Below are 14,668 nucleotides of genomic sequence, written 5' to 3' on the forward strand. Positions count from 1 at the left end.
GTGCGCCGTCGCCGTCCGGCCGGCCTCTCCATGGAGAGGGTCGCCCTCCCACACCCCGTGTTCTGGGGTGTGCTTACCGCATTCCTGCTCGCCCTCGCCGCAGCGGTCGTCCCGGGCTCGCTGCTCGGAGTGCTTGCCACGCACTCGCCGCAGTGGCTGGTCACGCCGTTGAAGGACGTTACGATCACGCGCGCAGTCGCAGCATTCCTGCTGGTGATCGCCTTGTTCTCGCTGCGTCGCACGATCCTGTCGCGGCGGGCATCTCGACCCGGCCCGATTGAGATCACCTCGTTCGACGGCGACGACAAGCACGTGCCCGGCATCGATCGAATCCTGGGCGAGTTCCGCATGAGACTCGCCGAGATGAGCCTAAGCACGCCCCAGTCGATCCCCAACGAGCCGCAGCACGACGAGATCTTCGACAACGTCCGCACAGCAGTGAATGGCTCGACGAACTGGGTCGCGACGGCGGCGGGGCTATTGCAGGCCCTCTTCCAGGTCCGTTACGCCTACCACGTCTCCGGGCGGCTCGTGACCCGCGAGGGCGACCAGCCATGTGGGCTGACACTCCACGTGGTGGTCGCCCCAGGCCGATCGGGCCGGGTCACCACCTTCTGGGACGACGACTGGATGGACGTCGCACAGCGGGGCGCCCACTGGGTCGGCGCATTCATCCTGCCTCGCACGCGGCTGGCCCGCCGCGCGCCGTGGACGGCCTGGTACGGGCTGGAGATCCCGTCGGAGCTATTCCATCGCACACAGTTGGCACGGCGGTTCATGTCCGAGAAGCGCTACGAGGAGGCGATTGCCGAGTTCGGCCTGGCACTCAAGCTCGACCCGCAGAACCCGTATCTGCGTATCGAGCTCGCGCAGTGCCAGGAACAGCTTGGCCTCTACATGGACGCCCTCGCCGGGTACGCGGACTGCGTCGCGATCGAGTCCTGGTTCGACCGCCGGCTGTGGCTGCGGCTGCGGCACCTGCTCGACGACGACAAAAGCGGTCATCCGCCGCGGATGTTCCGACACAGCCCCAACGGCCGCAACGCCCTGTTGATCGCCCGTTACCGCCTCGTCGCGCGACTTTCGTCTGCATCCGAGCTAAGCGACCAGTGGCATCGGAGCCTCCCGCCTCAGACCCAGCCACCGGATGTCGACGACGGGGTGGCGTCGCGAGCTCCGGGCGGCCGGCTCCCACACAACGAAACCCGCGCTGCGGAGAGGCAGGCCCTGCGCACCCGACTCAGCGTATGGCTCAAGGCTTACTACCAGCGCTACGCGGACGAGTTCCGCCCAAGGGGGGCGGCCGAGAAGCCACCGCTCCCCTTCGAGAAATTTGCCGCTCATCCCGACCACATGCGGCACTTCATCCACTTCGTCGGCGTGTCCGAGGTAATGGCCCTGGTCGACGACTACCGATGGACCGCTGGGCGCCGCCGCCCGAGGATGCCCGTGTCGCAGGTCGCATTGAGGATCATGGAGGTCTGGGCACCACTCCAGCTGAGCTTCGCGGCGTCGCGACTCGAGATCTTCCGTTCAAAGGCTTTCTCCGAGCAGCATCGACGCCAGGTCACCAAACCTGGCGACATTGAGCGGATGCTGCAGTGGCGGCTGCGACGGAAGCCACGGTGGGCTTCCGGCTGGCAGGAGCACTACAACGCGGCCTGTACCTTAGCCGTCGCGCTCGCCGCAAAGGACCTTGACGGCAATGATCAGGATCAACTGGCTATGCGGGCCGTCCGGCACCTCGAGCGGGCCATCAGCGCGACGGACAGCGGATCGGTCGGGAAATTCGCCCAGTGGCTCTCCACAGGAGACGAGGACCTGCGGTACCTGCGCTCCACAGAGCAATTCATCGACTTCCTGGACCGGTACCTTCCCAATCCACAGCTGAGGGTGCGCCGCCCACATCGGGTTCTCCGGTTAATCATGAGCCGCCACACGATCCTGCTCCTTGAGCGATACGTGGCCTTAAGGATCGCGCTTCTGGAACGGTCCAGTAAAGAGGTTGCCTGCACGGCCGCGGAACGCGAAGAGCTACTCCGCGAGCCGGCGATCCGAAAGCTTATTCTGCGTTACGCCGAGGAGAACCGAGACTGGGATACGCGGCTTAAGCTCATTCGGGAGGCTCATCGCCTAACCACCGTGCTCGGGGTCCGCTCGTTCACTGCCGCCCTGCCTCCTTTCCAGGAGGATCACGCGGCTCAACAGTTCGCGCGTCGATGGGCCGCCACCGAGAAGCATCAAAACGACCGCAAGCACACGTGCAGGGTGACCGACTTCGTGCCGCTGTACTTCTCGAACGTTGTCACATGGCGCGACCGCCGCTGGCCTTACCTCGCCCAGCTGCTCGTAACGCTCGACCCTGCCGACTGGCGACGGTCTCTGCTGGCCCCCGACATCGCCAACGCGCTCCTGATGTGGCGACGGGTGCAGAAGGAACTGACGGCCATGCTCGAGCACGATGTAACCGAGGGAGGCAGGGCGGAGCTGGAGCCGTGCGAGCCGGAGCTGTGGTAAGCCAGCCCAGCCGATGAGCAGGGTCTGGCGACGAGGATCGGCTCGCGCACGGCGTGGTCCGCCGACGCGCCCTGATTGGTTGGTTCGGACACCCAATCTGCGCGATCTCGGTCCTCGGCCGACGGGCTTCTGCATGTTTCGGGGGTTATCCCGGGCTGTGCCTGCGGCGGGATGAGACCGCCGCACGGCGGTCACAGACTCTGACCCAGGGCGGGTCAGCTCCACCGTCCGCGCGGCGTTGCTTGGCCTCGTATCTGGCGTTGTGCCGCTAGTGGCTCTCAGATTCTGGATGTGTACACAACTGTGTTAGCATGATGGTGTGGCTACGCCGGAGATCCTCAGCGTGCGGGAGTTCCGCGCCGGGTTGACCGGCGTGCTCAAGCAGGTGCAGAAGCCGCGCGCCGGCCCGGTGTTCGTTGGAGCCCATCGCAAAGCGGAGGCGGTCGTGATGTCGGTGGAGCAGTACGAGCGGCTGCAGGCCGCCGCGGTTCGCCGCGCGGCGGTCGCCGAGGCGCTCGCCTCGGTGCGCGCCGAGGGCCTCGAGCCCGGCCCGGAGGCTTTGGAGCGGTTCCAGGCGGTGGCCGAGGGGCGGATGACGCCCGAGGAGGCCCTGGAGAAGGCGCTGGCGCCCTACCGCAGGTGAGCCAGTCCGACCCCTACACCGACCCCTGCACCGGGCTGCTGCGCAACAAGCTCGGGATCACCGACGCCGACGAGCTCGACCGCGTCGGAGCCGAGGTCACCGCTCTGCGCCTGGTCCAGCTCCGCGAGCAGGGTCTGCCCGGCAGCTACGACCTGGCCCACCTGCAGGCCTTCCACCGGTTCATCTTCGGCGACCTCTACGACTGGGCCGGCCAGCTGCGCACCGTCGCGACCGCCAAGGAAGACCTGTTCTGCCTGCCCCAGCACCTCGTCGGGTTCGCCGAGGACGTCTTCGGCAAGCTCGCCCGCCGCGATCACCATCTGCGCGGACTGGACCGGGCGGCGTTTATCGACAAGCTCGCCGAGCTGCTCGGCGAGCTCAACGCGCTACACCCGTTCCGTGAAGGGAACGGTCGCGCCCAGCGTTTCCTCGGGCTGGCGGGGATCTGACTCGCTGTTTGTGCAGGTCGGAGCCGGTTTCGAGCAGGATAGTGATCGCGACGGGTGTCGGACAAGTGGGGCCTGGTGTGGCCGGCCGCATTAGGTAGTGGGGCGAGCTTCGGTCGCAGGTGCGGCGTGCTCCAGCGTCTCGAAGAGTCGTTCTGCGTAGGTGTTGGCCTGCTGGGTCACCCACCGGCGCCGGACCGCGAGCGACCAGGCGAGGATCAACACGATGTGGATCGCGGCTGCGAGGCCGACGGCCTGGATGTCGCGGCCGAGGACGACCGCGACGCCGTCGGCGACCAGGAGCGCGCCGAGCAGCACGAGCGCGACGGGCTTCGCCGCGAGGAGGTTGCGGCGGAAGCCGTATTCGGCGTTCTCGTCGTGCAGCCGGGGGTGCTTGTCCTTGTCGTCGCGGACCTTCGTGATCAGGACGCGGACCGCGGCGACGTAGCACTCGTCGGCGCGCCGCGGGTCGGCCGCCTCCTCGTCCGCGGTCGGTAGCGGGTCACCGGTGAGTGCGGCGAGTTTCGCGCGTCGGCGGCGCCGCAGCTCCGTGTTGACGGCGGTGTCGCGCAGCCGCAGCATCCGGGTGGTGGGCATCCCGTCCCACTCGACGACGAGGCGGTCTTCGAGCCGTTTGCCGGCGCTGCGGATCATGCTGGTCGCGAAGAAGGGCAGGCCCGCGGCCAAGGCGATGGGCGCGACCTTGTCCCAGCCCAGGCCGGGCCAGAGCAGCACCACCGAGCATCCGATCGGCATGGTGACCAACAGGACGGGATAGAGCCGCGCTCGGCGGCTGTAGGCGTCGAAGAGGTCGGCTAGGTTAGGCATCGTCGTCGCCGTGCTCGTCGAGGGCGGGCAGCGGGGCGACCGGTCCCCAGCCGGGCCGGATGACGCTGCCGTCGGTGTGACAGACCGTCCGGCCTTCGGTGGCGACGACGTAGCACCCGCGCCGGGTGAACGCGTTGACGACCTTCGGGTTCGGGTGGCCCGGGTCGGCCGCGGCCGAGGAGATCACCGCAGAGACCTGGGCGAAGGGCGCGCCGTCCTTGGGGCCGAGGATCCGGTCGAGGATCGACGGACCGACGTTGTGCCGGCTGCCGTGATGCGGGACCTGCATGAACGACAACGGGGTGATGCCGAAGTCGCCGACCGTGGTCTCGTAGTGGTCGGCGGCGGCTTCGAGCGCGGGGATGCCGGCGTCGGCGGTGAACAGCAACCGGGCGTCGCCGACCCGCAACAGGGTGATCACCGAGGTGTTGTTGCGGGGCCCGGTGGTGACGTTGTCGGTCAGCGTCTCCTCCGGCATGAACAGCGTGCGCTCCATCTTCTGCGCGAAGTGCGGGAAGGCGTGGGACAGGGCCGTCTCGCGCAGGCCGGCCGCCTTCTGCTGCCAGCCGGCTTCAATGAGGTGCTCGAGGACCAGCTGCTCGTAGTAGGACTGGGTCGGGCCTAGGACGAGCAGGTGGTCGTCGAAGCGGGTGAGGCCGGTGAAGGGGCTCGAGATCTTCACCCCGCGTTGCCGGGCGAGCGCCAGGACGGCATCGACCGTCTCGATGTTGCTGAACAGCGACACGTTGCTGACGTGCAGGCGGGGCTGGTGGATCAGCAACTCGTCGACGTCGAGCTCGTCGAGGACCACGAGCAGGCCGCTGATGTGATCGTTGTCGGGGTGCGTGCTGATGACCAGGTCGACGTGGTTGGTGTCGTAGTACTGCCGGATGTGATCGACGAGATCCTTGCCGTTGTCGCGGTAGCCGCCGTCGATGATGACGATCTTCGGTCGGATGTCGGTGGGCGTGGTGAACCGCAAGGCGATGGCGTCGCCGCTCTTGGTGCGGGCGGGACCGGTGCTGGACTCGACGGGGAGCATGTCGATCTCGAACATGGTGCAGTCCTCGGGGGGACGGGTGGCTGCGCGTCGGGGGCCGCGAGCCAAGACGACCGAGGGGGGAGCTCCTCGGACGTTCGACACGATGTAAAACCCCGTATGACATGTCGAACGCATCTGTCAGGGTAAGTGATCGTTTTCGATATGTCGACCGAGGGTCGACGTGTCGACGCGGCGCGTGGGTCGCCGTAGGATCCGGCGTGGGAGGTGTCGTGGCCGAAGAGCGAGTCGACGTGGCTGCCCTGTATCGGGATCTCAACGCCGCGCGGGAGGCGAAGGGCCTGACTTGGCGCGAGCTGGCTCGGGACATGGGCTTGAGTCCCTCGACATTGTCGAGATTGTCCAATTTGAAGAGCCCCGACGTTCACGCGTTCATGGCGATGACGCAGTGGCTGGGGGTGCCGGCGGAGAACTTCAGCATCCGCCCCGAGCGCAGCACCGACGACGGGCAGACCGGCGAGCAGCCCGCGCTCGTGGCCCAGCTTGCGCCGCTTCTGCGTGCTCGGAAGGACCTCGACGCGGAAGACGTCGACTATCTGCAGGAGATCATCGGAGCGGCGGTGCGCCGGTTCTCGTCCTCCCGCAAGCCTGCGGCGGAGTGATCAGTAGGTGCCGAGGCAGCGGTGGACGCAAGCAGCAATGCGCCAGGTCGTGGCCGAGGAACGAGCCGAACAGCACCTCGGCGACCGAGACCGTCTCAACCCCTATGCCCTGGCCGCGCTTCACGGTGTCGACGTCTATCCCATCGACGAACTGGTCGATGAGCACTGCTCCGACGACGCCGTCCAGCACTTCCTCTCCACGCGTCAGTCGGCCTGGTCGGCGGCGCTGGTGCCTCTTGGTTCTGCCCGGGTGATCCTGGAGAACACCAGCCACTCCTTGCAGCGCCGGCGGGCCTCGATCGCCCACGAACTCGGGCACTTCCTGCTCGAGCACGGCTTCGACGACGTGCTGTTGACCGACGATGGTTGCCGGCAGTTCGACCCGACCGTCGAGACGCAGGCGAAGTTCTTCTCCGGTGAGCTGCTCGTGCCGGAGAAGGGCGCGCAGTGGGCGGCATTCCGCGGCTGGAACGACGAGCAGGTTGCCGAGCACTTCAACGTGAGCGTGCAGTTCGCGCGCTGGCGGATGTCGGGTGCCCGGGTGATGGCGCGCAGGGCCCTGCAGCGTCAAGCAGCTCGATGATCGTGAACTGACCTCGGCAGCGTCACCGTCGAGCGCCAGAGGACGGTGGGCCGCGCGGTCACCGGCCGGACACCCGACGGCAACGGGCGTGACGGGGGCGCCGAGGACGTCGGCGATGCCGGTGGCGGCGCTCGGTTCCCGACGGGGGCCGTTGCGACGCTGCCGTCTCAGTTCCTCGTGTTGAGCCGGGCCATGAGTTCGCGGTTGGTCCAGTTGCGACTTGCGAATGCCGATCGCCTTACGCAGATCCGCCCCCACGAAGATCGTGCCGTCGAGCAGGGCGTCCGTGAAGTTCGCGCCGACGAGTACCGCGGCGGGTTGCTCTGCGCCCACTTCGTAGACCGTGCCGAAGCACGTCGCCGACAGGTCAGCACCCGAAGAAGTCCGTATTGGTGAAGTCAGCGGCCATGAACATGCCCCCGGTGAACCGTGCATTCACGAACCGCGCACCACGTACTCGGGACTTGCGGAGCGACGTGTTCTCGCCGATGCAGTATGAGAAATCCGCGCCCGTGAGGTCGCAGTACACCAGGCTTCCACCACTCAGCATGCTGTAGATGAAGCTGCTCCGGCGGAGGTCCTGTCGTTGCAGGTTGATTCCCGTCAGCCCGACGTGCTCTAGGTGAAGCGCTCTCGCTGAGGTGCGCCAGAGGTCCATCGACACCAGCACCTGTAAGGCGGCTCGGGCGTCGATGTCATCAGCTCTGTTCCCGGGTGCCCGTCCTTCGTTGTCTGCTCGCTGATGAAGCTGATCAGGACGTCGACAACCGTCTCAGCGTCAACGCTCGAGCTCGTGCTAGGACACGCCAGCGATGCGCTCGGCTCAGTCCTCGGGAGGGCGTCACCTGGCCATGCGGCGCACGCGGTCGAGGCGGTGCCGTGCCCCTCGGTGAGGACACGGCCGGTCTCCGCGTTCCGCCGAGCCTGGTCGTCGGATACTGGGCTCGTTGCCGCAGCTACTCCTGCTTCTGATCGGGGCAGATGTAGGTAGTAGCGGCGTGCACGACGACTGTGCTGGTGTTTGCATTGACGCCTAGCTCGAGCATTACCCGGCCCTCGACGTTGTTGCGGGGGTAGCCGTACAACAGCCAGCTGCACGTCTTATAGCCGGCCTGGACCAGGGCCTCGTCGCCTGCACTGGTGTCGATACCCGGGACGCCTTCAACGAGGGCGAGGTACTGGATCTCAGGGGTGGTGCGCGCGGGCTGGGTGGGGACTGCCGGCGCGGCTGAGGCTTGCACTGGAGCAGGTTCGGGGGTGGCGCCGCATGCTGCGAGCGGGAGCGCGAGGAGGGCAAGGGTGACAAGTCGGCGCACGGTGATCAAATCGCCGGTTCAGGGCTCAGAGTTACTCCGCATCCAAACCGCTGACCCGCCAGCGCCTCGGGCCGTTCCCGCTCCTTACCTCGGTCTGATCGGCGGCGACCGGTGCGGCTGAGGGACACGGGCCCGCTCAAGCGGTGGTGGTGCATGTGCCCCGGCCGTCGTCCTCGGCGATCCGCATGGCCTTGCTCTGGTCGAGGATCATGCACTGGCTGCGGACGTATCCGCCGATGGTCTGCAGCCGCACCGTGGTGCCGACCGGGTAGGCGATCTGCACCTCCCAGGAGGGGCCGCCGATCGCGGGGGCGGTGCAGACCTTCATCGCGCCGTCCTCGCCGTCCGGGCAGGTGTAGCTGACGTTGACGGTCCCGCCGCTGCCGCGGGAGACGTGAAGGGTGAGCGTGGTCGTGGGCGGCGCGCTCGCGCACCCGGCAAGGACGGTGACCAGCATGAACATGATCAGCATGACGAGTCGCTTCATGCCGCACAACTTGGCGGTACACGGCGAGACTGTCGGGTAGGAGCGCCGTACCGGCCCGGGTGAAATGTGCTCATCGTCGTCATCTCAGCCAGCTCGACTGCATGGGAAGGTCCTCGGAGCTACTAGATCAACTTCCTGAGGTGGAGTCTTGTCCGGCGTGGTTGCCCGCTGGAGGGTGGCCGCCGGTCCAGCTCACTACCTTGTCGACGGGCGCCCTGCCCTCATGTATTGTGCAATACATGGACGCGCTCGCGCGCCGCTGATTAAAGGGTCACCGAGACCTATCCCTACCGAAGGGCCGAACTCATGCCTCTGCCTTCCTTCGACCTGCCCGCAGGAGCCGACCGTCGTTCGGAGACGCTGTCGCGCACGGTCGCGGCGGCACGTCTGGAACTGCACGTTGCTCATGTGGACAAGATGATCCGCGCCGGGATGCTGCCGCTGCCGATCACCGCAGCATCGGTCGACCAGCTGCTCGGTCGGCCGCGCCTGCGCGTTGTCGATGGAGAGCTCACGGTGCTGCGCACCGACGCCCGACAGCAGGCCGACCCTGCGAAGTACCTCTCCGACCCGCGCCGTTGGTTGGGCTTCCACGTGCAGCACACCGACGCCGAACTGGAGGAGACAAGCCTTCGGTGGTGGCGCTGCACGCCGGACCGGGTCATGGACAACGAGCTGTTCGCCGTGACCGTGGCGACCTTCCCGGTCGCGGTCTACCAGATCACCGGGCACAAGGAGTCCATTACCCGCCCGGGCGAGGACAAGCCGCGGCACCAGTTCGCCGGTGAGCTCCTCGCGCGGATCTCACCCGGAATGGTCGGTACGGTCCGCGAGCCGCTCCCCGGCCATCTGCGTCCGCTCGTGGAGCGCATCATGGACAGCCGCATCATCGTCTCCTCGGGGGGCCCGATCGGCTACCTCAACTCCGCCGACACCGTGTGAACGGCGTTCTACGGGGCACGCCAGCCTGATCGTTACTCGCCCCGGTCGACGGGCGCGGTAGCCAGCTGGGCGCGCAGCTCGCGGATCTCGTGGTCGGCGGCCCGCGCTCTGGGGGTCAGCGAGTCCGCCGTGCAGGAACGGCTGAAGAAGGTCCGCGAGAAGGCGATCCAGCTCGGACTGCACCGGGCGTGCGGGTTGACCGACCCGGAGTACGTGTACGTCCTGGTCCGCGCGGGATTCCTGGCCCCGCCCCGGACCCGGATCGACCGGGCCGTGCAGCCCTGGCGCGGGTGAGCGAGACCCTGCTGCACAGCAGCGCCCACACGGGCCACTGCTGCACAGCAGTCTCGTCGCCCCCACCCCTGCAGCGGTCTGATCACCCCCATGAACACCACAGGCGACACCGCCCGCACCGCAGCCCCCTGCGATCACGACACTGCCACGTCCGGTGACGCCTGCGATCGTCGCTCGAGAAGGAGTCGCGGCGGCCGCACCGCCGTCGGCGCGCTGCTGGTCGCGGCAGCCAGCGCCGGGTGCGCTGTCCGCCCGCTGCCTCGGCGGCGGACAAGGCGATCGGCTGGATGAGCGCGCGGCTGGGCAGCCGCCAGTACGACGGGCTGTGCCTGGCCGCGGTTTACCAGGCCTACCTGTCCGCCGGCCGCAACATCACCGACGGGCTGCCCTACGGGCCCGCTCACGACAGCGCCTACATCTACTGGACGGTGGCGGCGAACAAGCATCCCGGCGACCGCAACCCGCCGCGCGGCGCACTGGTGTTCTTCCGTTCCGCTGCCGGCGCCCCCGGACACGTCGCGATCAGCCTGGGCAACGGCGAGATGATCAGCACCTACGACGGGCGCACCGCCGGGATTCACATCATGGCCATCAGCGCCTACGACCCGAGCCGCTACCTCGGCTGGGTCGGCATCTAGCCCGGTCCCGCCCGGCCGGCCACCGGTGCCCAGCGCACCCGTCGCCGGCGACCAGCGCGACCTGCGCCGCTGGCAGCGCACCCCTCCAACGCTGCCAGCGGCCCGTTCCCAGCCGTCCCGCGCAGGAGGGGTGCGCGGGACGGCCCACCCCCCACTTCGGCTCCCAGGAGAACGGCGAGACGAACTATGACCACACAGCATCAACCCGGGACGGCCGATCACATCGCCGACGTCCAGCGTGCCGATCCCGAGCTCGGCGGGCTCGTCTGGCGGCACAGCACCTTCAGCCAGGGCTCCGACCAGACCTGCAGGGACGTCGCCTTCACCCCCGGCCAAGTCGTCGTGCGCGATTCCAAAGACCCCGAGGGACCGGTCCTGCGGTTCACCGCCCGGGAATGGGAGGTGTTCCTGCTCGGCGTCCGCAACAACGAGTTCGACCTCCCCCTGCGCCGTACACCTCGGCCCTGACCGTGCGCTCACCGCAGCTCGGCCACACGCGCGGCAAGCAATTCACGTGCTTCGTCCGAATTCAGGGCCACGTCCTCGGTTCGCGTTGTCGCCGAATGAGCACCGCTGTCGGCATCCTGATTGCCCTCCTGGTCCTGGGCGCAGCGATCTACCAGCCGGTGCGCGTCCTGACCAGCCGCCGCTACCCGCGACAGCAGCAACCCCCTCCAGCGCGCGCCGCACCGGCTAATGATTCCCCAGAGGACCGACCGACGAATGCGCACTGAACGCACTACTAGAAGGAGGGTTAGCGTCGGTTCACGTTCTGGCCGTGACGCGCATAGGCCGGATGACTCGGCGGTCGTATTGGGTCCCAGATCGAGCTCCATGCCGCGTACAAATAATATCATTGTTCGCGCCGATGCCCAGACTCAAGTGTCACGACGTCGAGGCTCTTGAACCTCAATAGGCGTGCGCTCCAAGTGCTTCCCCGGGAAGGAATATGAGCACGTTCTTTACCTCGCTTGACAACATCAAAATTCGCAGGACTCCCTGGTTGTCCCTGTTAGGTGTTTCGGTGCTGCTCGGATCGCTGGTAGCTGGATGTGCCGGCCCTAGCGGAGCGACGACACCAGTAATCACAGTGCAGCAGCAGTGTGAGCCGGTCAACAAGTGCGACACCAGGTGCGACCTTGAGAATCAAACAACGCAAGCCGCAGTTGCTCAGCCAGTAACCCTAACTAGGCCGCACAAGGTCACCTACGAACTCGCTGCTAATGGCGGATCGGTGAGGATGGTCACATACACGAACGGGCCAGGAGGTTACAGCGAAAAGAGCGTAGGCGACATGTACGGCGTGACTAACCTTCCCTGGCGCGCCGAAGTCGACGTGCCTGCCGCCACGAAAGTCCTGGTACGCTACTACCTGCAAGGTGCAACAGACGTGAGGTGTCGAGCCCTGATTGACGGCGAAGACGTCACCGGATCATTCCCTCAGCAGGTCGGAGGCGTTCGCTTCGAACGATGCGGCGCAACGTATGAGCTTTAGCGAAGAAAGGGTTAACGCCGCTCGACTGCTCGCTTGATCAAACGCTATGCGTGCGACTTGATAGTGGAAGCCAGCGGCGTACGTCTGCGCAACTTGCCCGTGACACACCTGTCATAGACCGTCCTCGCACCGAGGACCTGAAACAGGGCAACCAGCGGCCGCAGCGGGGCCGGTCCCGATCGAGCGGGTGTACAAATTCACGAGCCATGGCGTCGCGACTAATTTGGGATCCGATGGAGCGCCAACGTGCCTGCGGCTATTCCTCTGCGGGTCGCCAAGCCTGACCGTCACTCGCTCTCAAGGCTTCGGTCATCGCGTCGGAGCCACGGATGCCTAGTAGTACTCCCGAGCGCTGTCTGAATCAGCAGCGTCAATCGCGCTGAGTCGTGCGCGGAGGTCGCGGATCTCGTGGTCGGCGGCGCCGAGTTGGCGGTGTAGCGCGGCGAGCTGGTGGGCGTGTTCGGTGGCCTGCTGTTGGGCGGTCGCGGTGAGCTCGGCGCGCTGCTGGGCGAGGGCGGCGCTGTGCTGGGCGCGGGCGTCGTCGGCGGCCGTCGTGGCGTCGCGGCGTAGCCGCTCGAGCTCGGCGGCGTGTTCCGCGCGGGCGGCGGCCAGGGCGTCGTCGCGGGCGGCGAGTTCGGTGCGGTGTGCCTCGATCAGGTCGCGTGTGCGGGTGCGTTCGTCGTCGAGGGCGGTCTGGGTGGCGTGCCGGGTGGCGGCCAGGGCGGCGAGTCGGTCGCGTAGCTCGCCGACCTGGGCGGCGGCGGCCTCGGCGAGTTCTTCGGCGCGGGCCAGGCGGTCTTCGAGGGCGGCGAGGCGGCCCTCGGCGCGCAGCTGCTCCCGGGTCGCGGCCGCGGTGTCCTGTTCGGCCCGGTGCTGCGCGCGCTCGGCAGCCGCGGCCCGGTCCAGCGCCGCGGCTGCCCGGGCGGCGGCCGCGCCGGCGTCCTCCTCGGCGGCGGCCGCGCGCTGCTCGGCCAGCTCCCGGGCGCCGGTGGCCTCGGCGGCCGCAGCGAGGGCGGCGTCCCGCTCGGTCAGCGCGGCCCGGGTGGCCGCGCCGATCTGCTCCCCCACGCCCGTCACCGCCTCGAGCAGCTCCTGCAGCGGACCCCGCGCCACGGCGATCTGGGCGCCGAGGTCCTCGAGCACCGCCGGCCCGAACGCGGTGTCCTCGCCCGCGGTCAGCGACTCGACCGCGACGAAGGCGGCCTCGGCGGCCTTGCAGGACAGCTCGTTCGGGCCCCAGGTTTTGCCGTCTTGGCAGTAGCGGGCCCGGTTCCCCCGCCCGGTGGTCGGCGGGATCGGGGCGCGGCAGCGGCGGAACGCACACAACCGCCCCTTCCCCGCCCCAGCCGGGACCTGCGCCGCATCGGCCTGGGTTGTCATAACGCCGCCGGGTTGGTGAGCTCGGTGGCGATGGCCTGGGCCACCGGGTCATTCGGGTGCAGGTGCAGGAACGCAGTGAGGACGTGCAGGGCGTCGAGGGCCTCGCGTTCGCGTCGCGCCCACTCCCCCGCCGGATACGCGGCCTCGCCGGTGCGCAGCCCGGCCGCGCACCGGCGGGCCTGGGCGCGCACCGCGGCCACCCGGGCCCGCCGCACCTCCGGGTCGGGCCGCTGACCTGCGGAAACCGTCGCGTCCAGGCCCATTCGCCCACCACCTTCACCAGTTACGGAATTTGAATTGCGGCAGAAATTCGACAATTGCTGAAGAGGGCTTGGGGTCAACCGGGGAGAAACCTTCTTCTCCGGGGTCAGAACCGGGCACAAACTCCCGGGGTCAACCGGCCGACGAGTGGGTGTCCTCTTCCCCTCCTGCCGCACCGAAGGCCGTACGGGGGGTAGGGAGATCGACTTGGCACCACGTCTCAGCTGATTGCCGCCGGCACAGGGCTTCGACCGGGGTACGACAAGCGCGACTGCCCATCTGCGACGCTGCCCTCTATCAACAGCGGACTCTCGTTGAGGGGCAGTGAGCTTGAGCGACTACGTGATTCGAGCGACCGACGAGCTTATCGGCGAGGGCCAGTACCTGCTGGTCTCAACCCACGCCTGGTCGATGGGTTTCCACAGCTTCCTCAGCGGCCGCGACGGCGTCCCCGAGACCCGCTACGCCGTTTTGGCTGAGCAGCGCAGGGACCGCTGGCTTCCGGCTGATCCCGCCGCCGACTGGTTCTCCGACCAGCGCGACACCGGACGCCGCATCTGGGTGCTGGGCGCCGAGGAACAGGCCCACGCCGACGGCATCGACCTCGAGCAACCCAGCCGGACTCAGGCCACGCAGCCGGGGCAGGCGCACTCCGAGCACCCGACCCGCCACCGCGCCGCGGCGGTCGAACCCCACGCGGGAAGCTGGCAACAGCCCGACCACCGCTTCCTGGCTGAACTGCCCCGCGAGCCCCACCCGCTACTGCGCCGACTCCAGCACGACAGCCCCGACACACCCTTCTCCGGCCCGTTCACCTCCGCCGCCGACCTGCTGCGCAGCGGCCGGGTACCGGCCGAACTCCGCGAAGCGATCTACCAGGCACTTGTTCAACTCGACGACGTGGAGCTGATCGACCAGGCCACCGACGTCGACGGCCACACCCGCCTGGCCCTGCGCTGGCACAGCCCCCACCGCGACCGCGACCTGCTCGTCGACCCCGACACCGGCCACTACGCTGGCGAACACGACACCGTCACCAGCGACACCGGCCGCCTTCCCGCCGGCACCACTGCCGCGACCACAAGTGTCCTCACCGCCGTCGTCGACCACCTCGGAGACATCCCCACCGCAATCGGCACCCGCCGCAGCGGAGTGCCCCGAACCGGCTGACTCCGG

At 68.0% G+C, this 14,668-nt stretch carries 19 protein-coding genes and 1 pseudogene; 11 read left to right on the plus strand and 9 right to left on the minus strand.

Annotated elements, in window-relative coordinates:
- The 3 genes from ACL02T_RS09720 to ACL02T_RS09730 all read left to right on the plus strand — a co-directional run bounded on the left by ACL02T_RS09720 (window position 1) and on the right by ACL02T_RS09730 (window position 3,609).
- On the plus strand, window positions 1-2,517 hold the full coding sequence (locus ACL02T_RS09720) for a tetratricopeptide repeat protein (RefSeq protein WP_412830301.1): 2,517 nt from the start codon (window positions 1-3) through the stop codon (window positions 2,515-2,517).
- A gap of 319 nt (window positions 2,518-2,836) precedes the next feature.
- A complete protein-coding gene (locus ACL02T_RS09725) occupies window positions 2,837-3,160 on the plus strand; it encodes an antitoxin VbhA family protein (protein ID WP_412830302.1) in 324 nt (107 codons plus the stop codon).
- Window positions 3,157-3,609, plus strand: coding sequence for a Fic/DOC family protein (locus tag ACL02T_RS09730; RefSeq protein ID WP_412830303.1), 453 nt, complete (start codon window positions 3,157-3,159; stop codon window positions 3,607-3,609). The genes ACL02T_RS09725 and ACL02T_RS09730 overlap by 4 nt, the downstream gene beginning before the upstream one ends.
- 90 nt (window positions 3,610-3,699) lie before the next feature.
- On the opposite strand, the gene ACL02T_RS09735 is transcribed toward ACL02T_RS09730, so the two are convergent.
- Both ACL02T_RS09735 and ACL02T_RS09740 read right to left on the minus strand, forming a co-directional pair.
- Complete coding sequence (locus ACL02T_RS09735) at window positions 3,700-4,434, minus strand: hypothetical protein (RefSeq protein ID WP_412830304.1); 735 nt, start codon at window positions 4,432-4,434, stop codon at window positions 3,700-3,702.
- Entirely contained in the window at window positions 4,427-5,491 is a 1,065-nt protein-coding gene (locus ACL02T_RS09740) for a ComEC/Rec2 family competence protein (protein WP_412830305.1), read from the minus strand. Before ACL02T_RS09740 ends, ACL02T_RS09735 begins: the two co-directional genes overlap by 8 nt.
- A 203-nt stretch (window positions 5,492-5,694) precedes the next feature.
- Here ACL02T_RS09740 and ACL02T_RS09745 point away from each other — a divergent pair, with 203 nt between their 5' ends.
- Both ACL02T_RS09745 and ACL02T_RS09750 read left to right on the plus strand, forming a co-directional pair.
- Window positions 5,695-6,096 carry a helix-turn-helix domain-containing protein gene (locus tag ACL02T_RS09745; protein ID WP_412830306.1) on the plus strand — a complete coding sequence of 134 codons (402 nt, stop codon included), beginning with the start codon at window positions 5,695-5,697 and terminating at the stop codon, window positions 6,094-6,096.
- A 37-nt stretch (window positions 6,097-6,133) separates the two neighbouring features.
- Entirely contained in the window at window positions 6,134-6,679 is a 546-nt protein-coding gene (locus ACL02T_RS09750; RefSeq protein WP_412830307.1) for an ImmA/IrrE family metallo-endopeptidase, read from the plus strand.
- 246 nt (window positions 6,680-6,925) lie between these two features.
- Here the strand turns inward: ACL02T_RS09750 and ACL02T_RS09755 are convergent.
- The 4 genes and pseudogenes from ACL02T_RS09755 to ACL02T_RS09770 form a co-directional block, all read right to left on the minus strand.
- Window positions 6,926-7,114, minus strand: a pseudogene (locus ACL02T_RS09755) (pentapeptide repeat-containing protein); the annotation flags it as partial.
- Complete coding sequence (locus ACL02T_RS09760; protein ID WP_412830551.1) at window positions 7,047-7,337, minus strand: pentapeptide repeat-containing protein; 291 nt, start codon at window positions 7,335-7,337, stop codon at window positions 7,047-7,049. The gene ACL02T_RS09760 and the pseudogene ACL02T_RS09755, both read right to left, overlap by 68 nt.
- A 298-nt stretch (window positions 7,338-7,635) precedes the next feature.
- Complete coding sequence (locus tag ACL02T_RS09765) at window positions 7,636-7,920, minus strand: DUF732 domain-containing protein (protein ID WP_412830308.1); 285 nt, start codon at window positions 7,918-7,920, stop codon at window positions 7,636-7,638.
- Window positions 7,921-8,131: 211 nt separating this feature from the next.
- The gene (locus tag ACL02T_RS09770) at window positions 8,132-8,482 is read right to left on the minus strand and encodes a YajG family lipoprotein (protein ID WP_412830309.1); all 351 of its coding nucleotides are present in this window, start codon (window positions 8,480-8,482) and stop codon (window positions 8,132-8,134) included.
- A gap of 306 nt (window positions 8,483-8,788) precedes the next feature.
- Between ACL02T_RS09770 and ACL02T_RS09775 the strand changes: the two genes are divergently transcribed.
- From ACL02T_RS09775 to ACL02T_RS09790, 4 genes are all read left to right on the plus strand, one after another.
- Complete coding sequence (locus ACL02T_RS09775) at window positions 8,789-9,424, plus strand: hypothetical protein (RefSeq protein WP_412830310.1); 636 nt, start codon at window positions 8,789-8,791, stop codon at window positions 9,422-9,424.
- Window positions 9,425-9,553: 129 nt separating this feature from the next.
- Window positions 9,554-9,718, plus strand: a complete 165-nt coding sequence (locus tag ACL02T_RS09780; protein WP_412830311.1) for a hypothetical protein — start codon at window positions 9,554-9,556, stop codon at window positions 9,716-9,718.
- Between the two features lie 287 nt (window positions 9,719-10,005).
- Window positions 10,006-10,356: an NlpC/P60 family protein gene (locus tag ACL02T_RS09785; RefSeq protein ID WP_412830312.1), complete on the plus strand. Its 351-nt coding sequence runs from the start codon at window positions 10,006-10,008 to the stop codon at window positions 10,354-10,356.
- A 186-nt stretch (window positions 10,357-10,542) separates the two neighbouring features.
- The gene (locus tag ACL02T_RS09790; RefSeq protein WP_412830313.1) at window positions 10,543-10,824 is read left to right on the plus strand and encodes a DUF397 domain-containing protein; all 282 of its coding nucleotides are present in this window, start codon (window positions 10,543-10,545) and stop codon (window positions 10,822-10,824) included.
- A gap of 8 nt (window positions 10,825-10,832) precedes the next feature.
- Here the strand turns inward: ACL02T_RS09790 and ACL02T_RS09795 are convergent, their stop codons facing one another.
- The gene (locus ACL02T_RS09795; protein ID WP_412830314.1) at window positions 10,833-11,024 is read right to left on the minus strand and encodes a hypothetical protein; all 192 of its coding nucleotides are present in this window, start codon (window positions 11,022-11,024) and stop codon (window positions 10,833-10,835) included.
- Window positions 11,025-11,305: 281 nt separating this feature from the next.
- Here ACL02T_RS09795 and ACL02T_RS09800 point away from each other — a divergent pair, with 281 nt between their 5' ends.
- The gene (locus ACL02T_RS09800; protein WP_412830315.1) at window positions 11,306-11,851 is read left to right on the plus strand and encodes a hypothetical protein; all 546 of its coding nucleotides are present in this window, start codon (window positions 11,306-11,308) and stop codon (window positions 11,849-11,851) included.
- Between the two features lie 333 nt (window positions 11,852-12,184).
- On the opposite strand, the gene ACL02T_RS09805 is transcribed toward ACL02T_RS09800, so the two are convergent.
- A complete protein-coding gene (locus ACL02T_RS09805; protein WP_412830316.1) occupies window positions 12,185-13,177 on the minus strand; it encodes a coiled-coil domain-containing protein in 993 nt (330 codons plus the stop codon).
- Window positions 13,178-13,227: 50 nt separating this feature from the next.
- Window positions 13,228-13,494 carry a hypothetical protein gene (locus ACL02T_RS09810; protein ID WP_412830317.1) on the minus strand — a complete coding sequence of 89 codons (267 nt, stop codon included), beginning with the start codon at window positions 13,492-13,494 and terminating at the stop codon, window positions 13,228-13,230.
- A 328-nt stretch (window positions 13,495-13,822) separates the two neighbouring features.
- Here ACL02T_RS09810 and ACL02T_RS09815 point away from each other — a divergent pair, with 328 nt between their 5' ends.
- Window positions 13,823-14,662 (plus strand): hypothetical protein, encoded by an 840-nt coding sequence (locus tag ACL02T_RS09815; RefSeq protein WP_412830318.1) that lies wholly within the window; start codon window positions 13,823-13,825, stop codon window positions 14,660-14,662.
- The last annotated feature ends 6 nt before the right edge of the window (window positions 14,663-14,668 follow it).

This window comes from Pseudonocardia oceanicola (genome assembly GCF_047200735.1).
Classification (GTDB): domain Bacteria; phylum Actinomycetota; class Actinomycetes; order Mycobacteriales; family Pseudonocardiaceae; genus Pseudonocardia.